Annotated in this window: 23 protein-coding genes, 1 other RNA gene and 1 pseudogene; 2 read left to right on the top strand and 23 right to left on the bottom strand. The window is 28.5% G+C overall.

Annotation, left to right across the window (positions count from 1 at the left end):
- The first annotated feature begins 19 nt into the window (after positions 1-19).
- A complete protein-coding gene (locus MARPI_RS00600) occupies positions 20-388 on the top strand; it encodes a hypothetical protein (RefSeq protein ID WP_014295648.1) in 369 nt (122 codons plus the stop codon).
- A 63-nt stretch (positions 389-451) separates the two neighbouring features.
- On the opposite strand, the gene MARPI_RS00595 is transcribed toward MARPI_RS00600, so the two are convergent.
- The 4 genes from MARPI_RS00595 to MARPI_RS11275 form a co-directional block, all read right to left on the bottom strand.
- On the bottom strand, positions 452-1198 hold the full coding sequence (locus tag MARPI_RS00595) for an ABC transporter permease (RefSeq protein WP_014295647.1): 747 nt from the start codon (positions 1196-1198) through the stop codon (positions 452-454).
- Complete coding sequence (locus MARPI_RS00590) at positions 1198-2211, bottom strand: ATP-binding cassette domain-containing protein (protein WP_014295646.1); 1014 nt, start codon at positions 2209-2211, stop codon at positions 1198-1200. The genes MARPI_RS00595 and MARPI_RS00590 overlap by 1 nt, the downstream gene beginning before the upstream one ends.
- On the bottom strand, positions 2150-2881 hold the full coding sequence (locus MARPI_RS00585) for a hypothetical protein (RefSeq protein WP_014295645.1): 732 nt from the start codon (positions 2879-2881) through the stop codon (positions 2150-2152). The genes MARPI_RS00590 and MARPI_RS00585 overlap by 62 nt, the downstream gene beginning before the upstream one ends.
- Before the next feature lie 219 nt (positions 2882-3100).
- Positions 3101-3232, bottom strand: coding sequence for a hypothetical protein (locus tag MARPI_RS11275; protein ID WP_014295644.1), 132 nt, complete (start codon positions 3230-3232; stop codon positions 3101-3103).
- A 272-nt stretch (positions 3233-3504) separates the two neighbouring features.
- Between MARPI_RS11275 and MARPI_RS11370 the strand changes: the two are divergent.
- Positions 3505-5096: pseudogene (locus tag MARPI_RS11370) on the top strand (hypothetical protein).
- Between the two features lie 42 nt (positions 5097-5138).
- On the opposite strand, the gene tpiA reads toward MARPI_RS11370, so the two are convergent.
- From tpiA to MARPI_RS00485, 19 genes are all read right to left on the bottom strand, one after another.
- Positions 5139-7106, bottom strand: a complete 1968-nt coding sequence (tpiA, locus tag MARPI_RS00570) for a triose-phosphate isomerase (protein WP_014295641.1) — start codon at positions 7104-7106, stop codon at positions 5139-5141.
- 66 nt (positions 7107-7172) lie between these two features.
- Entirely contained in the window at positions 7173-8177 is a 1005-nt protein-coding gene (gene gap, locus MARPI_RS00565) for a type I glyceraldehyde-3-phosphate dehydrogenase (protein WP_014295640.1), read from the bottom strand.
- A gap of 135 nt (positions 8178-8312) precedes the next feature.
- Entirely contained in the window at positions 8313-8696 is a 384-nt protein-coding gene (locus MARPI_RS00560) for a YbaB/EbfC family nucleoid-associated protein (RefSeq protein WP_014295639.1), read from the bottom strand.
- Between the two features lie 142 nt (positions 8697-8838).
- On the bottom strand, positions 8839-9777 hold the full coding sequence (locus tag MARPI_RS00555; protein WP_014295638.1) for a radical SAM protein: 939 nt from the start codon (positions 9775-9777) through the stop codon (positions 8839-8841).
- 101 nt (positions 9778-9878) lie between these two features.
- On the bottom strand, positions 9879-10316 hold the full coding sequence (locus MARPI_RS00550) for a hypothetical protein (RefSeq protein ID WP_014295637.1): 438 nt from the start codon (positions 10314-10316) through the stop codon (positions 9879-9881).
- Between the two features lie 108 nt (positions 10317-10424).
- Complete coding sequence (locus MARPI_RS00545) at positions 10425-11801, bottom strand: aspartate ammonia-lyase (RefSeq protein WP_014295636.1); 1377 nt, start codon at positions 11799-11801, stop codon at positions 10425-10427.
- Positions 11802-11815: 14 nt separating this feature from the next.
- Positions 11816-13057: a [FeFe] hydrogenase H-cluster maturation GTPase HydF gene (gene hydF, locus MARPI_RS00540; RefSeq protein WP_014295635.1), complete on the bottom strand. Its 1242-nt coding sequence runs from the start codon at positions 13055-13057 to the stop codon at positions 11816-11818.
- The gene (gene hydE, locus MARPI_RS00535) at positions 13032-14156 is read right to left on the bottom strand and encodes a [FeFe] hydrogenase H-cluster radical SAM maturase HydE (RefSeq protein WP_014295634.1); all 1125 of its coding nucleotides are present in this window, start codon (positions 14154-14156) and stop codon (positions 13032-13034) included. Before hydE ends, hydF begins: the two co-directional genes overlap by 26 nt.
- Positions 14157-14159: 3 nt before the next feature.
- The gene (gene hydG / locus MARPI_RS00530; protein ID WP_014295633.1) at positions 14160-15575 is read right to left on the bottom strand and encodes a [FeFe] hydrogenase H-cluster radical SAM maturase HydG; all 1416 of its coding nucleotides are present in this window, start codon (positions 15573-15575) and stop codon (positions 14160-14162) included.
- A gap of 20 nt (positions 15576-15595) precedes the next feature.
- Positions 15596-15844 (bottom strand): TM1266 family iron-only hydrogenase system putative regulator, encoded by a 249-nt coding sequence (locus MARPI_RS00525; RefSeq protein WP_014295632.1) that lies wholly within the window; start codon positions 15842-15844, stop codon positions 15596-15598.
- A gap of 198 nt (positions 15845-16042) precedes the next feature.
- Positions 16043-16399 (bottom strand): class II SORL domain-containing protein, encoded by a 357-nt coding sequence (locus MARPI_RS00520; protein WP_014295631.1) that lies wholly within the window; start codon positions 16397-16399, stop codon positions 16043-16045.
- 12 nt (positions 16400-16411) lie between these two features.
- Positions 16412-16924, bottom strand: a complete 513-nt coding sequence (locus MARPI_RS00515; RefSeq protein ID WP_041638405.1) for a rubrerythrin family protein — start codon at positions 16922-16924, stop codon at positions 16412-16414.
- Positions 16925-17042: 118 nt separating this feature from the next.
- An RNA gene (rnpB, locus tag MARPI_RS10890) (RNase P RNA component class A) lies at positions 17043-17369 on the bottom strand.
- Positions 17370-17377: 8 nt separating this feature from the next.
- Positions 17378-18289 (bottom strand): tRNA modification radical SAM protein MnmL/YtqA, encoded by a 912-nt coding sequence (gene mnmL / locus MARPI_RS00510; RefSeq protein ID WP_014295629.1) that lies wholly within the window; start codon positions 18287-18289, stop codon positions 17378-17380.
- Positions 18290-18341: 52 nt separating this feature from the next.
- Positions 18342-19613 (bottom strand): amidohydrolase, encoded by a 1272-nt coding sequence (locus MARPI_RS00505; RefSeq protein WP_014295628.1) that lies wholly within the window; start codon positions 19611-19613, stop codon positions 18342-18344.
- A gap of 24 nt (positions 19614-19637) precedes the next feature.
- Positions 19638-21842: a methyl-accepting chemotaxis protein gene (locus MARPI_RS10560; RefSeq protein WP_014295627.1), complete on the bottom strand. Its 2205-nt coding sequence runs from the start codon at positions 21840-21842 to the stop codon at positions 19638-19640.
- 33 nt (positions 21843-21875) lie between these two features.
- On the bottom strand, positions 21876-22619 hold the full coding sequence (locus MARPI_RS00495) for an alpha/beta hydrolase (protein WP_014295626.1): 744 nt from the start codon (positions 22617-22619) through the stop codon (positions 21876-21878).
- 21 nt (positions 22620-22640) lie between these two features.
- A complete protein-coding gene (rho, locus tag MARPI_RS00490) occupies positions 22641-23960 on the bottom strand; it encodes a transcription termination factor Rho (protein WP_014295625.1) in 1320 nt (439 codons plus the stop codon).
- A 188-nt stretch (positions 23961-24148) separates the two neighbouring features.
- Complete coding sequence (locus MARPI_RS00485; RefSeq protein WP_014295624.1) at positions 24149-24844, bottom strand: hypothetical protein; 696 nt, start codon at positions 24842-24844, stop codon at positions 24149-24151.

Genomic DNA, 24844 nt, shown 5'->3' with positions numbered 1-24844 from the left:
AATCACAAGGGGGGATTTGATGAAGTCATACGTAAAGTTTTATGAAGAAACAAAGAGGGAATATCATGAAATGCTTAACAAAGCAAAAAGACCTCAAGATGTCGTAGATGTTTTCGCAAAATATACACTCAATTTTTTAAAAAGCGCTTTCCCGGAAAAAATTACAGACGAACATTTAAATTATATTGTCTTTGATGAAGAGTTAGAAGATGGATATTATTTTGAAGAACCATTAATGGAATTATTAAAAGAAGAATTTGAAAATTCCGATTTACCTTCTATCCTAAAGAAAAAAGCCAAAGAGGCTAAAGATAGATATCTTCACATTATAAATGATAATGATAGAACAGAAACTTTTAGACTTTCAAATAACGCAAAAAGCTATTAATAATTAATAAAGCCGGCTCAAAAGCCGGCTTTTATATATAAAAACCATTACTAATGAATTTACTTAACTTTTATGCTTCCATAAATTTATTATTGTTAATCTTAAAAGTATATATCCAATTATCAACCAAAATATTGCATTCAAAACAGAAAAAAAGAAAATTTTCAAATCGAAAAAATCCTTTAACACGTAACTTCTTATAAATAATATTGAATGCGTAATGGGATTAATTCTAACTATTGGTTGTAACACCTTAGGAAATGCTGTTATTGGAAAATATATAGGGCTTAGATATTGAAATATCGGTATTATTATTGAATTTACCACAGCTACAGCTGTTATATTTTTTCCAATTATTGACGATACTGAAGCTGATATTCCAGATAATGTCATTGTTTGTATTAATAAAAATAAAAAAACAAAAACTAATTTTAGAAAATGTAAGTGCAAATATAATACATTTACTAAAATTAATGTATATAACAATATCATTGTATTTAAAAGTCCCATCCTAAAAAATTTTCCGAATATTAATGTACTGATATTTAACGGAAGGCTTAATTCAAAATATATCTTTTTCTTTGTTACAAACTCTATCCCAAGCTCAATCCCACCAATTATCGATACAATAATCATCGCAAGAGATATTAACCCTATTGACAACGCCTGGGAATATGCTTCCATATTCGAAATTTTATTTAATCCATATGGTAATATAGTTATAGAAATAGTTTGGGATATTAACAATGAAAAAATTTTGGATTTTTCATAAAATAAATATTTAGCTTCATATTTATAATATTCAAGCATTAAATTACCTCCATATGCAATACCTGAACATTATTATCAATAAAGGTTTTTAAAATTAAATTTTGAATAGTTTCATGATCTTCTTTTAAAAATACTTTAATTATATATTCTACATTATTATTTTCTATTGCCACAGTTTGAACTTTTTCAACACCCAATTTTTCCAAAACATCATCTACGGTTATATCTGTATTTGATAAATCTATTATTTTCATATTCGCATTTCCGAATTTTTCCTGAATATTCTCTTTTACCTTCTCTATTTCAGCTTTAACTTCAACTTTTTCTACACCTTTAATTTCTTCTATAATTTCCTTTATATGCTTTTTCCAATTTTTCACTTTAAATTCCAATGTTTTCATTACTTTTACCCCCTCTATATCCTTAATTTCGCCATCTATTATTATTTTTCTTATCGTAGATAATTCTTTCATTTCCTGTTCAATGTTGGTTACCAATATTATTATTTTTCCTTCTTTTTTCAAATATTTTATATAATTCCATGCTTTACTTTGAGAATCCGGATCAAATCCTATTGTAGGTTCATCAAATAAATAAAGTTGAGCATCATTATTTATTACAGATTTCAAAAATTCTATCTTCTTCTTTGTTCCTCCAGAAAGTTGCGATATCTTTTTCTTTAAATCCTCATTTTTTATTCCAAAGTCTTTTGCAAAATCCATTATTTCATTTTTTTTATAATTACTTTTTACTATTTTAGAATAAAAAAGCAAAAAATCAATAGCTTTGAAATCTGATGGAATAAGATTTTCCTGAAATACAGAACATATTCTTTTCTTTACACTATTATTTTTAAATAAATCTTTTCCATTTAATAAAATTTTGCCTTTATCTGGCATCATTATTCCACTTAAAATCTTTAATAATGTACTTTTCCCACTTGCATTATGACCAAAAAGGCTAAAGATTTCTCCTTCTTTCACCTCAAAATTAATATTTCTCAGTACAATTTGTTTTTTTAAACTTTTCTGCAAATTTTTTACTTTCAGCATTAAAATTTACCTCCAATAATATTTCAATTAATTGGTCATGGTCATTTATATTCTCTAACTTTTTTATTATTTTTTCAAATATATTCGCATTAATCCCCATTTTATAGAATAACAAAAAAGAGTAATAATAGTTTTCTTTTTCTATTTCAGTTTCATGATATTCAAAAATATAATACTTTAAAGTTTTTAAAATATCATTTATATTATCACTTGGTATATTATTTATTATATCAAAAGCATTTTTCCAATTTTTCAATTGACAAATTTTTTTATTGTTAATTTTTTTTGAATTTCCATAATATTGATTTACTATTTCAAATGCTTTGTCTAAAGAATATAAATTTTTTATCATTTCAAAGCCATTAATTTGTGCAAATCCTTCATAAAACCATCTTTTGATATATCCATATCTTTTTAAGATAAAAAATTCCGTAATTTCATGTGTAATATACCATAAGATCCTTTCAACTGGATACATTAAGTATATGGGAATAGCAAATTCATCTCTTATAAGTAATGGTTTTTTTTCGTTAAGCGGAATTAAATATATATTTCTTTTATACTCCAAAAAATCTGTATTATAATACCATGACTTATAAATTTTTTCTAATTTTAAAATATCATCCTTTAAAATTTTGTTGATTTTTTCCGAATTATAAAAGACAAACATATTCTACCTCCAATACTAAACGGGGCCCCTAATATAAGTTTAGGCTAAATATTATTCTGATGCAACTATAACAGTTACACTTCCATCAGCATCAACAAAGATAATTATCATTCCACCCATTTTTTCACCTCACTTTATTTTTTCACCAGCCGGCTGAAAAATTTAAATTTTTGATATAATATCTACGTAGATATAAAATAGAAAATAGATTTTAGTTGATTACTCAGAAAATTCAATTTGGATTTGAGGATTGATTGAATTTGTTGAAGAGTAATCTTCCTCATCTCCTGCAAATACAATACCCGTTAATAATGAAACTATAATTAATGTTATTACCAGAAATTTTTTCATTTATGCCACCTCCGATATGAATTTTACTATTTCTAACATGATTTTCAAGTGTTACCACAAAGTTAACAGGTTGCTGTTTATCAGGATTTATTTTAAATATTAGATTTAATTATTATTACCATATAATTTGTAACATTACTTGTGAAGTATAAAATATCTTTAAATAATTTATTTTATCTTGTTTTTATTTTTATTTCACATTTTGATAATTAACAATATTTCTAAAGTTAAGAAAAGGTAAATATTGTAACAGTTTATAAAGGTGATTAATTATGAATATTAATAAATTGTTTCTCAAAAACATTGTAGAGATAATTGAATATGGAAAATTTTCTATACCTATTATTAATTATTTTGAAAATAATAATAAAGATATTTCTTTAAAATATTATTTTCACTTATTAAAATCAAAATGGAAAAAAGATTATTATTCTGCTATTGAATATGCAAATAAAGTTATTTCAACAACAACAACAACAATATTGAGGGAACTTGCAAGATATGAACTCGTATTAATTTATTCAAGAATGAAGAATTTTGATAAATCAAAAAAAATTTTTGTTTTGTTAAAAAACAATATAAGCAATATTTCTCCCTATGTAAGAAAAATAATTATACCTGGATTAAAAGCTTTAGCTGAAAAGTTAAATCAAGATTTTGAAGTTCTGAAATGTTATGGTGATTTATATGAGGAAAGTTATGTTCAAAAAGCAATAATTGAATATTCAAAAGCCAGGAAGTTATTAAATGAAAATAAATATAATAAAGCTTATAACTATTTTATTAATGGTTTTTTATATGCCAAAAAATTTAATCATCCTTCAATGATATGTGCAGGTTTAAATTCTGCTACCTGGTGGATAAGAAAGAATAATAAGAAAAAAGCATTATATACTGCAAATTTGTTGGAGTATTATACTGGTTATTATTTTGAGGATTTTAATTATATGTATAATTGGTTCGATACTATTATGAATATAAAAATATTGAATAATGATATAAGAATATATGAAATTGAAAATATTTATAGATATTCAAAGAAAAGTTCGAATGTAAAAGCATCTCTTGAAAATAATCAATACCCTGACTTTAAAATTGAGAAATATACATTAAATAAAAATTTGAGTTATTTTATATATAAAAAGAGCAAAAAAGATTGAAAACTAAAGATATAAATTCAAAAAATCTAAAGGATTTCATTCATAAATATAAATTATCATATAAGAAAACATATCCAATTGAAATAAAAAATGAGTTGTATAAGATGCATATAAATAAAACCTTTAAGGAAAATACAATTAAATTTAGAAAACAAAAAGAAGTAAATATTCCTGTATTATTTTTTTCAACATATACAGCATTAATAGAAAAACCATTTTTTACAAAGAGTCATATTTTAAAATTGATTTTTGAAGGAGATAAAGATAAAATCATTAAATACCTCTCAAGAGATTATGAGAAAATGTATTTTTTTAACTTAATACTTTCTGAGTTTAATGTTAAAGAAGCTGAGAAAAGGTTAATGAATCCTGTGGATTTTGAGGAAATAAAATCTGATGTATCTCCATTTTTTATAGCGAGAAAAAAACTCATCACTGAGCTTTTTAAGAAAACAAAGAACTTTAAGGAATTTGTTTTTAATTATTTTAAGCTCAGTGATGAGGAAATGAAAGTTTTTGATGTGTTTTTAAGAAATTGCGTTCGATACGATATTAAATGGCCCATTACTCCTTATCCAAAAGGAAAGGTTCGCGATTTTGCAATTAAATATGGTCTCGGTCAAAAACGTGTTGCTCTTGGTTATTACTCTTTTGAAGATGATGAAAGAGTTTTGATTGATGAGATTATTGAGAGGTTTTTATAACAAAATCCCCGTGAATAACACGGGGATTTTGTTATACTACTATTAAACTATTATTGTTCTCATAATATCTGCTAAGTCTATAAATGATTCTTTTAATGATGCGCCTCCAACAAGACCACCATCGATATTTGGTTTTGTAAATAATCCAAAGTAATTTTCTGGTTTTACACTACCTCCATATAATATTGTTACTGATTCTGCAACATCTTCATCAAACATTTCGCTTAATAATTTTCTTATATATGCATGAACTTCTTCAGCCTGTTCTGGTGTTGCTACTTTTCCAGTTCCAATTGCCCATACTGGTTCATATGCAATAACTATTTTTTTGACATCTTCTTTTTCTATTCCATATAATCCTTCTTTAACCTGTTTTTCTATTACATTAAAAGTTAAGTCTTTTTCTCTTTCTTCTAATTTTTCGCCAATACAGAATATAGGTGTTAAATCTTTTTCAAGAGCTTTCTTGATTTTTTTGTTTATTATTTCATCTGTTTCACCAAAAATATTTCTTCTTTCTGAATGTCCAAGAATTACATAGTTTACACCTAATGACTTTAACATGTCAGCTGATACTTCTCCAGTAAATGCACCTTTATCTTCAAAGTGCATATTTTGAGCTGCAACATTTATATTTGTGCTTGCTGTTAAATCCACAGCCTTTTCTAATGCAAGGAATGTTGGAGCTATTACAACTTCAAATTTCTTTTCCTTACCTATTTTTGCTGTTAATTTGGAAATGAATTCTGCTGCTTCAAGATTTGTTTTATTCATTTTCCAGTTTCCAGCAAGAATATATTTTCTTTTATTTATTTTTTTTTTAGATGCAATACTTGCTATACCTGGTAATTCTTTTCCTTCGAGGAATTCCAATGAAGCTCCTCCACCTGTTGAAACATGTGAAACCTTTCTTTCAAGACCGAATTTTTCTATGGCTGCTGCACTGTCTCCACCACCAATAATTGTTATTGCACCTTCATCTGTGATTTCAGCAACCATATTTGCAACTTCTTTTGTTCCTGTTGCAAAATCATCTATTTCAAATACACCCATTGGTCCATTCCATACAACAGTTTTTGCTCCAGCTAATTTTGACTTGAATAATTCTATGCTTTCAGGTCCAATGTCAAGTCCCATCCAGCCATCTTCAATGCCGTCTTCAATTTTTACTACTTTCTTTTCAACACCAGCTTCTAATTTCTGTGCAATAACTGCATCAACTGGCAATACTAATTCTACACCTTTTTCATTTGCTTTTTCCAATAATTCTTTTGCTAAGTCAACTTTATCTTCTTCAAATTTTGATGAACCTATTTCTTTACCTAATGCCTTGAGGAATGTAAACATCATAGCTCCACCAATTAATATTTTATCTGCAACTTCAAGTAAGTTTGTAATAACGCCTATTTTATCTGAAACTTTAGCTCCGCCAAGTATCACTACATATGGCTTTTCAGGATTAGCTGTAGCTTTTGAAAGGAATTTTATTTCTTTTTCCATTAAGAATCCTGCTACACTTGGTATATATTGTGCAATTCCAACATTTGAAGCATGTGCTCTATGTGCTGTTCCAAATGCATCATTAACATGAATATCTGCTAATTCTGCCCATTGTTTTGCAAGTTCAGGATCATTTTTTGTTTCGCCTTTCATATATCTTGTATTTTCAAGAACTAATACTTCACCTTCTTTTAATTCATCAACAGCTTTTTTAACTTCGTCTCCTACTACTTCTGGAACAAATTTTACTTCCTGCCCTAATAATTCTGCCAATCTTTCTGCTACTGGTTTTAATGAGAATTCTGGTTTTGGTTCTCCCTTTGGTCTTCCTAAATGTGATAATAATATCACTTTTGCGCCTTCATTTAAAGCATGTTTTATTGTTGGCAATGCAGCTTTTATTCTTTTATCGTTTGTAATTACTCCATCTTTCATTGGAACGTTAAAATCAACTCTCATAATAACCTTTTTACCTTTTAATTCAATATCTTTAATTGTCATTTTATCCATTTATTCTCCCTCCCTTGTGTATAATCAGTAAAGGGGACTAATTAAAGTCCCCCTATTAAACTTATATTATATTAATTCTGCCATTCTTTCTGCTAAATCTACAACTCTTGTTGAGTAACCGTATTCGTTGTCATACCATGAAGCAACTTTAACTAATGTGCCGTCCATAACCTTTGTTAATGTTGCATCAAAGATTCCTGAGAATGTTGTTCCGATTATATCTGAAGAAACAATCATATCTTCATTGTATCCTAAAATGCCTTTTAAATATGTTTCTGCTGCTTCTTTCATAACAGCATTTACTTCTTCTGCAGTTGTAGCTTTTTCAACAACAACTGTTAAGTCTGTAATTGATCCATCTGGTGTTGGAACTCTCATTGCAATACCATCTAATTTACCTTTTAATTCAGGAATAACTACCCCAACAGCTTTTGCAGCACCTGTTGTTGTTGGAATAATATTAACTGCAGCTGCTCTTGCCCTTCTTAAATCGCTATGTGGTAAGTCTAATACTCTCTGGTCATTTGTAAATGAATGTACAGTTGTTAATAATCCTGTTTTTACACCAAATTTATCGTTTAATACTTTAATTACTGGTGCAATTGAGTTTGTTGTACATGATGCGTTTGAAACTACAACATGTTCTTTCTTTAATAATTCATCGTTTACACCTAAAACAACTGTTAAATCAACTTCACCTTTTGCTGGTGCAGTGATTATAACCTTTTTTGCACCTGCTTCAATGTGTGGCATAGCTTTTTCTTTGCTTCTAAATACACCTGTTGATTCAATAACAATATCTACTCCTAAATCTCCCCAAGGTAAGTTTGCAGGATTCTTTTCAGCAAATACCTTTATTTTTTTACCATTTACTACAAATCCATCTTCTACAACTTCTACTGTACCGTCAAATTTTCCATGTACACTATCGTATTTTAATAAGTGAGCTAATGTTTTTGGATCTGTTAAATCGTTGATAGCAACAACTTCAAAATTATCCCTTTTCATCATTTCTCTAAATACAACTCTCCCAATTCTCCCAAAACCGTTAATAGCAATCTTAATAGCCATTAATAAACACCTCCTGATATGTAATGTGAATTTACTTTGTTATTTTTTTCTCTAATATCATTATATCCCTTATTTTTAAAATTTATATTTTGCAATTATAAATTTTTGAAGTTGATTATATTTAATTAATGTTAATTACATTCCTAAATTTAATCCACCGATGTATTTTTGAGTAATTTTTTCTGTTTCTTCTTCTTTAAATTGTTTTGCTTTATCAATAGCTTCATTTGTAGCAGCAATAATCATATCTTTTATAATTTCAAATTCTTCATCTGCTAATTCTTCTGATATTTCAATATCTTTTACCCTTAAATCTCCAGTAACTATTACTTTTACAACTCCTCCACCACTTGTTGCTTCAAATTCCTTTATAGCTAATTCATTTTCAAAATTTTTAAGTTCCTGTTCCATTAATTCCTGAGTTTTTTGAGCTTCCTGCATTAATTTCATTAAATCGTTTTTCTTTCCACCTGATGATTTTAAGCTTCTTCCACCAAGTCCTCTGATTTTTTTAGCCATAATAACCTCCTTTGTCACTCTATTATTCTTTATGCTGAATTATCAGTTATATTATACCATAAATCTCAAATTTTAATGATTATGTTTAAATAAATTAAAAATTCTCATTTTTTGTATGAAATTTTTTTCATTGTTATTATGACTATTTTTTTAGTTTTTTCAACAAATATTTATATCCATCATATTCTACTATTTTTATGCTTTTTTCTAACTCCTGAAACACCTTTTCTTTTTCATCGTTAAAATGATTTATTATTTTTTCAGCCTGATCATATCTCAAAGGATGTTTTTCTGTGATATCCAGTATCGCATCTAATGAATTGGTATATCTACTTACATCAAAATCGCCATCTTCCCTATATGCAATTGAGTATGCATTTGGTATTACAGATTGAGCATATTTTATTGCTTCTTCAGAAGGTATTTTCACCCATTTTTCAACCGGCGGTCTAACAGGTGTATTTATATATACCCTTTCCGGCAATGGATTAATAGAACCTATTATTTCAGCTAATTTATCTATATCTTTTCTGCTATCGTTTATTTCTTTCATTAACATTATTTCTATCCATATTTTTCCTGTATACTCTTTTGCAAATATCTTTAATCCTTCAATGATTTTTCCATATGAGATATTTTCAATAGGCCTATTTATTAACTTAAATTTTTTTTCATCTGGAGCATCAATACTCGGCAAAATAAGATCAGCAAGTTTTAATTCTTCTCTTACTTTTTCATCATACATTAAAAATCCATTTGTTACTACAGCTATTTTAAATTTTTCTTTATGTTGTTCCTTTATCCATTTTATTATTTCACCTAATCCCGAATGTAATGTTGGTTCTCCGTCACCAATAAAGGTAATATAGTCAATTGGCAATTCTGTATTTTCTATTGCATATTTAAGTTCTTTGATAATTTCTTCGGTTTTTATATATTCTTTCCTTTGATTTGTAAAGTTTGTTGTTTTTCCTAATTGACAATAGATACATGCATAATTACAGGTTTTTAATGGTGTTAGATTAATTCCAAGAGAATTTCCCAATCTTCTTGAAGGTACTGGACCAAATACATTACCCATATTTTCATCTCCTTATAATTATATATATATTACATATATAATTATATCACTATTTTGTAAAAAAATCCCCGACATTTTCATGTCGGGGATTGATGTTATTCTTAAAAAATTAATCCTCCATTGTTTCCGCCTTTTGGTGTTTTTTTCATCTGGTCAAGCTGATTAAGCAAGTCTGCTGGTGCAACACTAATATCTGGTGTATTCATAGCTTCTTGCTGCATTAAACTCTTTAATTGTTCTTCATATTCCTGCATTTTCTTTTTCATTTCTTCTAAATCATTTTTTACCCAGTTTAATATGTCATTTGACATTTCTTTTGCTTTGTCATCTGGAAGCTCAACTTTTTTACCTTCTAATTCTGTGTGTGCTTTAAATTCATCCTTAATTGCTTCTACTAAGTTTTCCTCTGTTAAGATTTCATTTTTGTATAATACCCTTAAAGCAATATTTGTTCTAAATTTTAAATCTTCCATTGACATTTCAATAGCTTCAAGTCTTGCCATAATGATGTTTATTAATTGATCTAATGATACCTGCATTTTAATACCTCCCTGATTTTCAAAAAGTTCATCTTTCTGCTAATAAATTATATAAATTCTTTTTTAAATTATTATTTCTTTTTATTTCAAAAGAAATAATTTTATATATCATTTTAGGTTGTATCCAAGCCCTGTCATTTTTTCTGGATTTATCATTTTTTTTAGTTCTTTAATATTTTTGTTGTATTTTTCAGAGAGGTATTTAATGACGTTTTCAACTTCATAATCGTTTTTTTCAAGTGCTTCTGATACTATTTCATATCCAAATAATTCTATTAATGGAGTAATAAAGGTATAAGAATTTATCAAATTTTTTTGACATTGCTTTTCATTGGCTTCTATTAGTTCTATATATCCTTTCAAAGCTGTAAGAGAATTATTAAGATATTCCATTGACTTCAATGTATAATGAATTATTAAAGGAGCAAGGTGGTTTAATTCAAGATTACCATTATAAGTTGCTGTTGTAATGAGGTTGTCAAACGAGATAACGCTTAGTGATAATTGAATTACATATTCTGGAATTACTGGATTAACTTTACCAGGCATTATTGAGCTTCCAGCTTGAATTTTGGGTAAAATTAATTCGTTATACCCTGATCTTCCTGATCCCAATAATCTTATATCATTTGATATTTTTATTAAATTTACAGCTAATGATTTTAATAATCCACTAATTTCCGAAAATACATCCCAATTTTGAGTGGCGTCAATAAGGTTTTCCGCTTTTGCAATTCCTATTTTTGTTATTTCTCTTACTACATTTACTATTTTTAAAACATACTCTTTTGGTGCCGCTATTCCTGTTCCTATTGCGGTTCCTCCAATGTTGACACTTCTTATTCTCTCTTCAACTTTGTACAATCGCCACCTGTCTCTACTCAATGCATCAGCCCATGCACCAAATTCCTGTCCAAGCATTATTGGTACAGCATCCATTAATTGAGTTCTCCCTATTTTTTTTATTTTCATAAACTCTTTTTCTTTATTTTGAATTATATCCTGTAATTTTATTACATTACTTACAACTTCTCTCAATTCTTTAATTATAGCTATTTTTCCTGCTGTTGGAAACACATCATTGGTTGATTGATGTAGATTTACATGATTCAATGGATTTACTATATATTCTCCCTTTTCTCCATTTAATATCTCTGTTGCTCGATTAGCAATTACTTCATTAAAATTCATATTAATAGATGTTCCAGCTCCTCCGGATAGAGGTTCAACAACTATATAATTTTTAAGGTTTTTCCATTCATCGCAGGCTTTTACAATTGCCTTTGCAATATCTTTTTCTAAATATCCAAGTTCATAATTTAAAATTGCAGCGGCTTTTTTTATCATGAAAAAAGCCCAGATAAAATTCTCATTGTATTTTTCACCTGTAATCGGAAAATTTTTTAATGCTCTTGCTGTGTGTATACCATAATAAACATTATCAGGTATTTCCAACTCGCCAATAAAATCTCTTTCAACACGCATTTGACCACCTCATATTAATCCAATAACAATGATTCATATCCTTTATGTTTATTTCTTGATATTTCGGGGAATATTTCCAACGCTCTATCTATTGCTCCATGTAAATATGAAATTAATACACCATAATTTACTATTGGTATATTATACATAGTGGCAATATTTATACGTCTTAACATTGCTTTTCTCGTTAATGTACAACCTCCACAATGAATAATAAGCTTTGCATTTTTAACTTTTTCATATTCAGGAAATTCTGTTCCAGCAATAAATTCAAAATTTATATTTATACCAAGATGATTTGTAAGCCAACGTGGAATTTTCACTCTTCCTATATCCTCTGTAAGTGGTCTATGAGAACAACCTTCCATTATTATCACAGTATCTCCATCTTTTAATTTTTCAATGGCTTCCACGCTTTTTGATAATATTTCAAGATCTCCTTTATGACGAGCTTCTAAAATGGAAAATGTTGTAAGAGGAATATCGCTATCTATATCCGAAACAACTTTCATTACACTTTGAGAATCTGTAACTACAAGATCAGGTTTCCTTTGCAAATTTTCTAAGGTATGTTTTAATTCTCTTTCTTTTGTTACTATAGCTATTGCTTCACGATCAAGAATTTCTCTAATGGCTGTAACCTGTGGCATTATTAAGCGTCCTTTTGGTGCGCCAAGATCTATGGGAACAACTAAAACTATTAATTGTCCTGGTTCTATTAAATCTGCTATTAAAGGTATTTCCTCTTCTTTCGGTAATACTTTCGCTATTAATTCTTTTAAATCTTCAATCCCTTCTTTTTTTAATGCTGAAATTGAAATTACATTTTTTGTGTATTGTTTATAACTATTTTCTATTTCTATTATATTTTTTATTATATCCTTTTTGTTTATTACAACGATAAATGGAATTTTTAAATCTTTAAATATCTCAATAAGTTTTTTTTCATATTTGCTAACTTTATCATTTGTTACTATTAATCCAATGTCCGCTTTATATAATGCTTTATACGCTTTTTTTACCCTAAATTCTCCTATTTTACCTTCATCATCTATTCCAGGTGTATCAATAATAGTAACAGGACCTATTGGCTGCAATTCCATTGTTTTGAATACAGGATCAGTAGTGGTACCGGGAATATCGCTCGTAATAGCAATTTCTTGATCAAAAAGTGCATTAATAAGCGTAGATTTACCAGCATTTCTTCTACCAGCAATTGCTATATATTTTCTATATCCTTTCATAGGAGTAGCCATTTCTTTTCGCCTCCAAAATCCTTCTATATGTATACGGACTTAATTTTAAACCTTCTTCAAGAATTCTTTCCGCAGTTTCATAAAACTCAACTTTTATTTTTTCATCATATATATTGTAATTTTTCCTATATTTATCAGGAGTAATGTTTACCATTATTACATTACAACCACTTCTCAAAGCCTTAAATTGATAATCTCTTTTTAAAGTTCCCAAAGCTGTTGTTGCAGGCATTAATGCATATGGAATTGTTAATCTTGTTGCTGCATATGCATTTAACGTTAAATCAGCAGAACCATCTGGATATCCTTCTAATGGCGTATTATGCGTTGATATAAATGGTCCCATGCCAATCATTTTTATTCTATGATCTCTCATAAATATGATGTCATCAGCTATGTCTTTTTCTGTTTGCCCTGGAAGACCAATTATATTACCTGAACCTGTAATATATCCCAGGTATACAAGATAATCTAACAATTCTATTCTATATTCATAATCTTTATCTGGATGTATCTCATTAAATATTTTTTTGTTTATTGTTTCATGTTTTAGTAAAACCTTTGAAGCACCAGCTTCTTTAAATCTTTTATATGCTTCCTTGCTTCTTTCACCAATTGAAAGGGAAACAGATGTTTTATATTCATGATGAATTTTATATATTATTCTTTCCAGTGTTTCATCAGAAAAATACTCATCTTCTCCTCCCTGTAAAATTATGGTTGTTAAACCCATATCTACTCCGTTTTTTGCTATTTTTAATATTTCTTCTTCTGGTATTCTATATCTTTTTATACAATTATTTTGTACTCTAATTCCACAATAATTACAACTTTTATTACAATAATTGGTAAATTCAATTATTCCTTTTAATGTAATAAAGTCTGTAGTCAATGTTCTTGTTACTATATCTGCTACTTTATATATTTCTTCTTTTTTATTTTCGTTTTCTAACCTTAAAATCCATAATATTTTTTCATAATCCAATGTGAAGTATTTCAAAAAATAGTTTATTATTTCACTTACTTCTGAAGAAACATCATTTTGAATTTTTTTTAATTTCTCAATTAATCTTTCAAACCGTTTTGAAATATAAATCACCCCTTAGAAATATAAATCTCTTTCTCCAGCTTTTATTTTTTCTATTTTTTGAAGTAATTCTTTTTTTAACGGGGAATCTTGCATATTTTTAATTTCTTCTTCTATTCTTTTTGCACCAATTTTCTTTGTTGATTCTGGTGCATAGTCTTCTAAATATTCAAGAAATGTCAAAACAGCATTAGGAGTACAAAATCTCTTTACAAATCCCGGTATAGCAAATTCCATAAAATGTTCTCCTGTTCTTCCCAATCTATAGCATCCTGTACAGAATGAAGGCAAGTAACCTTCTTCACAAAGTTCTTCAATAATTTGATCTAATGTTCTATTATCTCCAAGCAGGAATTGACTTTTCTTTATCTTTTCTTCATCGGTTTCAGAATAACTTCCTACGCCTATACTTGAACCACCATCTATTTGGGAAACTCCAAACTTTAATACTTCATTTCTTATTTCCACAGGTTCTCTTGCTGTTAGTATTAATCCTGTATATGGTACTGCTAATCTTAAAATAGCTACCAGCTTTTTAAAATTTTTATCATCCAGTGCATATGGCGGTCTTTCTGCAATTGGTGTATCAAGTGCTGGTTCTATTCGAGGAAATGATATTGTATGAGGCCCAACATTAAATCTTTCTTCAAAATGTATAGTATGATATAATAATCCCATTGCTTCAAATTTCCAATCATATAATCCAAATAATGCACCAATTCCAACATCATCTAATCCTGCTTGAAATGCTCTGTCAAGACCATATAATCGCCATAAATAATTGGATTTTGGACCACTTATATGATATTTTTTATATGTTTCTCTATGATAGGTTTCCTGAAATATCTGAAAAGTTCCAATTCCAACCTCTTTAAATAATTTATAATCTTCAACAGTCTGTGGAGCTGCATTTACGTTTACTCTTCTTATTTCACCTTTTCCTTTTTTTGTATTATATATTGTTCTAATAGTTTCTGTCATAAATTTTGCATTATACTTCGGATGTTCACCAAAAACTACTATTAATCGTTTATGTCCTTTATCTTCAAGAGCTTCTACTTCTTTTTTTACTTCTTCAATACTTAAAGAACGTCTTACAATATTTTTATTAGTTACTCTAAATCCACAATACTGACAATTGTTTATACACTCATTTCCAATATACAAAGGTGCAAATAATACTATTCTATTTCCATATATTCTTCTTTTTAATTCTCTTGCACCTTCAAATATTTCTTCAAGCAACTCTTCATCTTCAACATTTAATAATGTTGCCATTTCCTCCGGATCTAATCGATTTTTATTAAGTGATTTTTGAATTATTTCACGAACTTTAAATTTGTCAGGATTTTTTGTAGTTTCTAAATATTCAAAGATTTTTTCTTCTGGAATAAAGGATTTTAAATTGTCTCTATCTTTTATATATAACATTATAAACACCTCCAGATAATTTAAATTTTTAAAGTTGTACTTTTAACCTTTACAGAATCAATTTGCCCTAATTTTCCAGATAATGCACCAAGCTCATCTGTTGTCATTTCCACCACAAGAAATATTATCGCTATTCCTTTTTCCTTCATTGGATAACCCACTCTCAAAAGAATTTTTTCACCATAATTGTGTAATAAATCACTTACTTTTTGATAAGCTAAGTCACGGTTATAAATTATTATGGACAATGTGCTTATCTTCTTTTCCATAAAAAAACACCCCTTCCTTTGGTATTTTCTATACACCAAGGAAGGGGAATATTGTATCCCTTATTTCCCCTCCCTTGATGTCAGGAATACTCCCTTCATCTCAGGAGAAAAATTTCACTTTTATATTTCGAGAAAATTATAACATACTTTTTTTACATAAATATTAACATATTAAAAAAATAAGGAGCATAAAGCTCCTTATTCTACTTCTATAACCTTTTCTGATTCCCATAAACCATGGAGGTTACAATATGAATGTGCTATTAAAGTTCCTTTTTTATCTAATTTTATATGTGTTAATACATGTGGTTCAGTTACTCCTGCACCAAATTCAAATCTTCCAAGATGAATGGTATTTGGATTATCCTCATAATGAACATATAAATCTATCCACGCAATATGATGTTCCACTGTATTTGGATGAGCTATATCTTTTCCAACCTGTACCTCAACTTTAAATGTCTCTCCTGCCTTTACCTTTTCAGGTGCATCTATAACTGGTACATGCTTTTCATTTTTGAAATCTGCTGATTTAATTACATCTCCTAATTTCATTTTTTCCCCTCCTTAAAACTCTTCAAATTGTGATGAGGTTGCACCACAAACTGGACATTTTTCTGGTATTTCATCAAATGTTGTATATCCACAAATCTTACATACATAAACCTTTTTATCTTCTAAATCTTCATTGGTTTCAAGATGCTTTTTTGCTTCTTTATACATTTCTTCATGTATTTTTTCAGCTTCTAATGCATAATGAGCACTTCTTACAGCTTCTTTTTCTTCCTGGAATTCTGAAGCATTTTTATATACTGGATACATTTCTTCAATTTCAAAGTGTTCTCCAGCCGCTGAATCTTCTAAATTATCTCCTACGCTTCCTAAATAGCCCAATGCTTTAAAATGATTTCGAGCATGTACAAACTCTGCATATGCAATTGCTCTCCATAATCTTGCAAGATTTTTTTTGCCCTGAGCTTCAGCATCTTCAGCATAAATTGTATACTTCATATGAGCTTTTGATTCACCACAAAAAGCATCTTCTAAAAATTTTCTTGTCATTTCTTTTTTTACCATAATTACATCCCCCTTATAGTTAAATTTTCAAATAAAAACAAATTTAAAATAATTACAAATATATTCTATACCGTTTATTTTACTTAAAAATTACAAAATTTTTACAGTTTGATTAGCTAACAAAAAAAGTGGGACGGTAAGCCGGATTCTGTTTTGTCGGTCATTTATCTAAGCGGTCTACCTGGAAGGCGCCATAAAAGGCAAGCCGGGCAAGCTTAACCTTCCTATTTGACCTTGCTCAGGATGGGGGTTACCAGGCCATCAGGTTACCCTGATGCCGGTGAGCTCTTACCTCACCTTTCCACCCTTGCCATATTCGGCGGTTTTCGTTTCTATGGCCCTTTCCGAGGATCACTCCTCCCGGCAGTTAACCGGCATCCCGCCCTCAGAGTCCGGACTTTCCTCATGGCATGCGAGTATGCTGCCACGCGACCGATCGTCCCACTTTATAATATATTATCTATTTAAGTAATTAAATAATCTTCCCTGATAGGTATTTCTATTTTTCATTTCTTTTTCAAGTAAATTTATTATTTTAATTTTGGACATTCCCCAATTCCCATGCAAAACACCTTCTCTTGGTGGATCAGCTGCTAAACGATGAATTACAATTTCTGGATCAAGATATTCTAAAAATAATATATTTCTATTAATAAATTCTTCTAAACTTAAAGGCTTTACTTCACCATTTTTATACATTTTTCCAAGTACAGTATCTTCAGTTATATAAAGGGAATGCAATTTTACACCATCTACTTTTAATGCTGATAATATTTTTGCTCCTTCAATAATATCTTCTTCACTATCCCAGGGCAAATCCACTATCATATGTACTATCACTTCAAGGTTTCTTTGTTTTGCTCTATTAACAGCATCTATAAACTCTGCAAGTGAATGGCCTCTATTTAAAATTTTTAATGTGTTTATATTAACGCTTTGAAGTCCATATTCTATATAAACATCCATTTTTTCTTTATACGATGCAATTAAATCCAAAACATCGTCTGGCACTGTATCAGGTCGTGTTGAAATATCAAGAATTATTATTCTTTCATCTATTAACGCCGAATCATAAATTTTTTTTAAAACATGTGCCGGTGCATATGTATTTGTATTTGATTGAAAATATGCCATAAATTTGTTTGCTCTACCTTCATATCTTTTCATCATTATTTGTATCTGTTCTGCAATAGGTGTTTTAGGAGATAATGCTGCAAACCCGCTCCCACTTTCTTCACAGTAGATACATCCACCAGTTCCTCTTACACCGGTTTTATTTGGACAGGTAAAACCAGCGTTTATAGGTAAACGCTGGACTCTTTCTCCATATCTTTTTTTTAAGTAATCACTTAATTTATTGTATAACACCTTCTCTGCTCCTTTTTTATCTTTTCGTTTCTCTAATATTATAAACGTTTATTTATTCTTTTTCTTTAATTTTATTTTCGAGATTAGTGTATAATTCATGAAATTTTTCGTAATAATTATTTTCTTTTAATTTTGGAAATTCACCATTGTAATAAACCCATTCGCCATTTACCATAGTTGCATAGACTCTATTGGATGGTGCTGAATATACTATATGAGATTTTAATCTATTTAAATCTACAGGATAGAATTCTATGTTATTTATATCAATAACTGCAAAATCCGCTTTGTAACCTTCTTCTATTCTTCCAATTTTTTCGTTTAGTGCATATCCTCCATTTTCCCATACCATTCTTAATGCTTCTTCTGTTTTAAACTTTTCAGGACCATATGATTTTTGTAATAATGCTGCTAATCTCATTTCTTCCCAGAGATTTAAAGTATTATTACTTGCTGCCCCATCTGTTCCAAGAGTTACATTGATTTCATGTTCCAGCATTTTTATTATAGGAGCAATTCCATTACCTAACTTTAAATTACTTGAAGGGTTATGCGCAACTGTTATCTCGTTTCTTGCCAGAATTTTCATATCTTTATCGTCTACATGAACACAATGTGCAGCAATTACGTTATTTTTAAATAATCCAGTTTTTTCTAAGTCTTCAAAGGAATACATATCCCTTTCATGTTTCGCCTCATATAAATGGATTGTAGCAAACGTATCGTATTTTTCCGTTAATTCAGCTATTTCTTCAAGTTTATTCATTGGACATGTATATGGAGCATGTGGTCCAAATCCCACTTTTATATTATATTTGTTATGATATTTTTCAAATAGCTCTATTGTTTCATCTATTCTTCTTTTCCATCCTTCATCATTATCATATCCCAATCCTCTTGTTAAATACGCTCTTACTCCTAAATCCTTTACTGCTTCTGCTGTTCCATTCATAAATAAATACATATCTACAATTGTTGTTGTTCCTTTGGATAACATTTCCATTGTTGATATTAAAGAACCATAATATGTGAGTTCATCTGTTAATAATTCTTCTCGAGGAAACATAACGTCAAACAGCCATTCTTTTAAGGTTAAATCATCACCTATTCCTCTGAACAAACTCATTGCAAGATGTGTATGTGTATTTATAAATCCAGGAAGTATGAGTTTATCTTTTAAATCTATTAATTCCACAGTATTGTCTTCATTTTCTATATTTTCTTCAATTTCTATTATAATTCCATTTTCAATTAAAATGTCCATTTTTTTTATTTCTGCATCCGCACTCATTAACACATATGCATTTTTTAATATTTTTTTCATTTTTTCACCTCTATACTATTGACATTATATTTTGAAATTATCCAATTTATTGTTCAACTCTTCTACTAATTTTTTTAATTCTTCTGCTTTTTCATTTACATTGCTTATTTCTTCGCTTTCTATCTGGATATCTCTTGTTATTTCGGATATTTCTTCAGAAATTTGATTTACCATTTGTGAAGTTTTTTCAGCTGCTGCCGCCATCTCTTCTGTTGAAGCACTTTGCTCTTCAGCACTTGAGGTTAACCCTTCGACTCGTTTATTTATATTTTCTATTTTTTCAAGGATTACTCCAAATTTTTCTTTTACATCATTAGCCTGATTTTCAACTTCATTTATTACTTCTACAGTTTCCTCTGTAGCTTTATTTGCCTGAATCGTACCATTTTTTATTTCTGTTAAGATTTTAGCAATTTCTTCTGTTGCATTTTTACTTTCTTCTGCTAATTTTCTTATTTCATCTGCAACTACAGCAAATCCTTTCCCGGCTTCTCCAGCCCTTGCCGCCTCTATTGCTGCATTTAATGCAAGTAAATTGGTCTGTTCTGTAATTGTTGTTATTGTATCAACAATTTCACCAATATTTTCAGCTTTTTCTGATAAGGTTTCAACTGCTTTTTCTGTTTCAGTTGATTTTTCTACTGCTTTTTGTATTATTTCATTAATTTGAATTATTGATTTTTCACCTTTTTCAGTTATTTCTGTAGCTTCATTTACTTCTTTTGATATTTCTGATGTATCGCTTGAAACCTTTTGAGCAGCAATTGAAACTTCATTTACACCTGTAGTTAGCATTTCTGTATATGATGCTGCATTTTCAGCATTTTCTTCTATATCCATGGCTTTTGATAATGATTCTTCATTTGCTCGCATTGTTTTGTTTGATATTTCCGTTAGTGTTTCTGCTGAATTTTCAATCTTATCTCCTGCTATTAGTATCCATTTTATTGTATCTTTAAGATTATTTGCCATATTTTGCAATGATTTTGCTATTAATGCTGTTTCATCTTTACTTTTTACTTTAAAATCTACTGTAAAGTCGCCAAGTGCAAATTTATCAACTTTTTTACTCAATTCAATTAGTGGACTTGATATTTTTTGTGAAAAGAATATTGATATGACTATTGAAATTATTAATATAATTACAGAGGTTATAGATAATATATTTCTGATTTTAACTGAATCTTCATAAGCCTCTTTTAATGAAACTTCTGCCACAAATATCCAGTTTATATCTTTAAAATTAAACAATGAATAGGCTACAATCACATCTTCATTGTTTATGTTTTTAGAAATCTCCCATCCAGAATTTCCTTTTAAAGCTTCTACAATATAGTCTGTATCAACTTTTTGTTTTAATAATGTATTTTTGTCTGGCAAATTACTTCTCATTATTTTATCTTTACCTACTATGTATGTAATTCCAGTTTTCCCCATTCCACTTCTATCCATAAAGATTTTTTCAAAATTTTCCACATTTAATCTAATTATTAAATAACCTATGTTTTGATTGTCATATATTAATTTCTTACCGGCAAAAAAAGCATATTTGCTGTCGCCTATATTATATTCTTCGATATCTGAAAAATGAACTTTATTTTCTTTATCTTCACTTAAAATTTTATATATCTTCGCCAAACTGGTATTTTTTAATTTTGACGAATTAATACTTTCTGCAAAATCATCGTTTTTCTTAACGGAATATAGTACGTATCCATCTGAAGATATGTAATAAATATCATAATATAAATTTTTAGTATTTATCAATTTTCTCAACAATGGATTTATTTTCTCATGAACTGAATTATATTGATATACTTCATCTAAAACATCTGAGGATATTTTATTTTGATCAAAATTGTCATCATAAAAGAAATTGTCAAGTTTTTCTTTTTCTTTATAAGGATTATTCTCATAATATATAAGTTTTAAATCTTTTAATAATGTATCAAAGTCATCTAAGCTTTTATAAAAATCTTCTTCGTCATAAAATCCTTTTAAATTTTCAACTATAGCATTCATATCGCTAAAGTAATCTAAATCATTTGAAACTTCCATCAATGTCTTTTGTAACAACATTATTTTTGAGTCCCGGGCTACTATTAATTTATTAACAAAACTCTTTTTTAAGGAATCCTGAGATTGCGTTAAACTTATCATAAAAAATACCAGAAATGATATAAACAACAAAGAAAATGTCAAAATCAATATTTTGGATTTTATTTTCATATTATCTCCCCCCAAAAATTTTTTTAATATTTTTTATTCAATAAATTCAAAGATGGCTTCATAAAATTTATCTTTGTATTTTGGTTCATTAAATACTTCATGTTTGGCATATTTATGTTTTTTTAAGTATAAGGTATTTATTTTTTGAGATAATTTTTCAAGCTCATTGATATTCACAATTTTATCTTCTTCACCATATTGAAGTAATACTGGAATATCCAATTTTTCAGCACTATTCAAGGCTTTTTCTGCTTCAGAAAAAAGTTGTTTGGCAGTTTTCATTGAAATTCTATTGTGTACTAACGGATCATTTATATATTTTTCAACTGCTTCTTCGCTATAACATAATGCTGATGGAGATATTCCGTTACTTATTGTTAAACTTCCAAAAATACCTACTGTTGATAATAAAATTTTATGAAAAGAATTATATAATTTCCCAACTGCAGGTGAAGATAATATTAATTTTTCTGGTTTTTTCTCTGAAACTTCTGCATATCTTAAAGATATAAGCCCTCCTAAGCTATGTCCAAATAATATAAATTTATCAGGTGTTATTTCTTCTATATATTCATAAATTTTATAAAAATCCTTTATATGCCCTCTTTTACCTTCGCTTAAACCATGACCCGGTAAATCAAATGTAATTACCTGAAAATTTCTTTCTAACAACATTTCTATAAATGGTTTATACCTTCCTGAATGTTCTCCAAGTCCATGTACAATAACAAATGTAGCTTTTGGCTTAGAATCCTTTATAAATCTCTTTAAATACATATTATCCCCCCTGAAATTAAACTAATTTATAAATTTTTGCTTTTCAATTTCTTTGAACATTTTTTTATTTGTTTCATACTTTCTCATTAATCTGAATATCTCCATTATTGCTTCTTCTTTAGTAAGGTTATTTAGCCAATTTCTTAAAATCCATGAATATTTTAATTCTTCTTTTGAGAATAATAATTCTTCTTTTCTTGTTCCTGAAAGCTTTATGTCTATAGACGGGAATATTCGTTTATTTGCTAATTCTCTTGATAGAATCAATTCCATATTTCCTGTTCCCTTAAATTCTTCAAATATTACCTCATCCATTTTTGAACCTGTTTCAACTAAGGCCGTTGCAATTATTGTTAAACTTCCGCCTTCTCTAATTCTTCTAGCTGCTCCAAAGAATTTTTTAGGAAAGGTTAATGCCGATGGATCAACACCACCGCTTAATAATTTTCCGCTTGGGGGAACATACAAATTATATGCTCTGGCCAATCTTGTTAATGAATCCATTAAGATTATTACATCATGTCCAAATTCAACGAGCCTTTTTGCCATATTTAATGTCATTTCTGCAACTTTTATTTGGTTTTGCGGATCCATATCAAAAGGTGCAGCTATTACTTCTGCATCAACCGTTTCTCTAATATCTGTTACTTCTTCAGGTCTCTCATCTATTAATAAAACTATCCTTTTGGTTTCCGGATTATTTTTAGCAATTGAATTAGCCATATCTTTTAATAATGTTGTTTTACCTGCCTTAGGTGGTGCAACAATTAATCCCCTTTGACCTTTACCAATTGGTGAAAAAATATCTATTATTCTGGAACTTAAAGGACCATTTTCATATTCTAATATCAATCGTTCATTTGGATAAACTGGTGTTAAATTCTCAAATGAAACCCTATCTTTTGCTGTTTCAGGATCCTGGTAGTTTACAGCTTCAACACGTAATAATGCAAAGAATTTTTCTCCTTCTTTTGGAGGCCTAACCTGACCTGCAACTACATCACCTGTAGAAAGGTTAAATCTTCTAATTTGCGATTGTGAAACATATACATCGTCATTCCCTGTAAGCAAAGAATTATGGGTATTTCTTAAAAATCCATATCCATCTGGAAGAATTTCAAGGATTCCTTCGTGGAAGAAATATCCGAAAGATTCCGTTTGTTTGCTCAAAATTTTAAACTTTAATTCGTGATCTGTAAGAGTGGAATAATTTTCAATTCCGTATTTTCTTGCAAGATTGTATAATTGTCTCCGGCTCATTTGATTAAGTTTCCCCATATCTATTTCGACAGGGATAATTTCATCTTTTTGCTTTGATGCCTCTTTATTGTTTTCACTCATTTTCACACCTCTTTTGAAAGATTTTTGAAGTTTCTACCGAAGCTTCGATGGAGAGTTTTGAAAGAATATAACATTTAATTATATCATAATAAAACATTTTATTTTCAAAAATATAAATAATTTCCTTAGTTATTATAACATACTATAAAGATATAAAGGGCTTATAGATAAATAGCCCTTTATATTGATTATTTTATTGAATTGAGTATTATTATACTTATAACTGCTGTAAATATTGAAATTACTATATATTTAGTCAATGTTTTTTTAGTTCTATCAATTTTTATATTTATTTTCTTAGTTTGAATACCTTCTCCATTAAAAATAGTTAATGGTAAATTATATAACCCATCTTTTAATTCTTTCAAATTTATATATATAACATTTTTTCCTGGATTAATTTGTTTTATTATATTTAAAAATCCTATTTTCAAACTCGCTTTAGTATTGGAATACAGGATTATTTCTAAATCATCATTATACCAGTCATTATTTGGAGATATTTCTTTTGTATATTTATGAATAATCACTCTTGGCTGAATTTCTTTCTCAAAAGATATTTGAATGTTTTCTTTATTAAAATAGAACTCATATTCTTTTTCATGATATATTATTTTATTTTTACCAGAAGGAACTATAAATTTTTGTTCAGGAGAATATACTCTAATCTTTTCCCCGTCTATTATAACTTCTTCTGGATATTTACTTAATAAAAAAGTAACTGTGGAGATAATAGAATCTTCTATATATTTTATTTTTACTGTGTTTTCATAACTGGTTCCAGTACTTCCAATAGTAATTAAAAAACTAAAATTTATCTTTGTATATGCGAATAAAGAAATACTTAATAAAAGTATACATAATAATACTATTAATTTTCTCAC

The organism is Marinitoga piezophila KA3 (assembly GCF_000255135.1).
Lineage (GTDB): Bacteria > Thermotogota > Thermotogae > Petrotogales > Petrotogaceae > Marinitoga > Marinitoga piezophila.
The sequence above is the reverse complement of the archived record's forward strand: the minus strand, read 5'-3'. Positions and strand labels throughout refer to the sequence as shown.

Coding starts and splice junctions, on each gene's coding strand:
- MARPI_RS00600 (WP_014295648.1), top strand. CDS start 20: ATGAAGTCATACGTAAAGTTTTATGAAGAAACAAAGAGGGAATATCAT.
- MARPI_RS00595 (WP_014295647.1), bottom strand. CDS start 1,198: ATGCTTGAATATTATAAATATGAAGCTAAATATTTATTTTATGAAAAA.
- MARPI_RS00590 (WP_014295646.1), bottom strand. CDS start 2,211: ATGCTGAAAGTAAAAAATTTGCAGAAAAGTTTAAAAAAACAAATTGTA.
- MARPI_RS00585 (WP_014295645.1), bottom strand. CDS start 2,881: ATGTTTGTCTTTTATAATTCGGAAAAAATCAACAAAATTTTAAAGGAT.
- MARPI_RS11275 (WP_014295644.1), bottom strand. CDS start 3,232: ATGAAAAAATTTCTGGTAATAACATTAATTATAGTTTCATTATTAACG.
- tpiA (WP_014295641.1), bottom strand. CDS start 7,106: ATGGATAAAATGACAATTAAAGATATTGAATTAAAAGGTAAAAAGGTT.
- gap (WP_014295640.1), bottom strand. CDS start 8,177: ATGGCTATTAAGATTGCTATTAACGGTTTTGGGAGAATTGGGAGAGTT.
- MARPI_RS00560 (WP_014295639.1), bottom strand. CDS start 8,696: ATGGCTAAAAAAATCAGAGGACTTGGTGGAAGAAGCTTAAAATCATCA.
- MARPI_RS00555 (WP_014295638.1), bottom strand. CDS start 9,777: ATGGGTAATGTATTTGGTCCAGTACCTTCAAGAAGATTGGGAAATTCT.
- MARPI_RS00550 (WP_014295637.1), bottom strand. CDS start 10,316: ATGCAGGTATCATTAGATCAATTAATAAACATCATTATGGCAAGACTT.
- MARPI_RS00545 (WP_014295636.1), bottom strand. CDS start 11,801: ATGCGTGTTGAAAGAGATTTTATTGGCGAGTTGGAAATACCTGATAAT.
- hydF (WP_014295635.1), bottom strand. CDS start 13,057: ATGGCTACTCCTATGAAAGGATATAGAAAATATATAGCAATTGCTGGT.
- hydG (WP_014295633.1), bottom strand. CDS start 15,575: ATGTTATATATAAAAGATAGAGACAATTTAAAATCCTTTATTCCAGAA.
- MARPI_RS00525 (WP_014295632.1), bottom strand. CDS start 15,844: ATGGAAAAGAAGATAAGCACATTGTCCATAATAATTTATAACCGTGAC.
- MARPI_RS00520 (WP_014295631.1), bottom strand. CDS start 16,399: ATGAAATTAGGAGATGTAATTAAATCAGCAGATTTCAAAAATGAAAAG.
- MARPI_RS00505 (WP_014295628.1), bottom strand. CDS start 19,613: ATGAAAAAAATATTAAAAAATGCATATGTGTTAATGAGTGCGGATGCA.
- MARPI_RS10560 (WP_014295627.1), bottom strand. CDS start 21,842: ATGAAAATAAAATCCAAAATATTGATTTTGACATTTTCTTTGTTGTTT.
- MARPI_RS00495 (WP_014295626.1), bottom strand. CDS start 22,619: ATGTATTTAAAGAGATTTATAAAGGATTCTAAGCCAAAAGCTACATTT.
- rho (WP_014295625.1), bottom strand. CDS start 23,960: ATGAGTGAAAACAATAAAGAGGCATCAAAGCAAAAAGATGAAATTATC.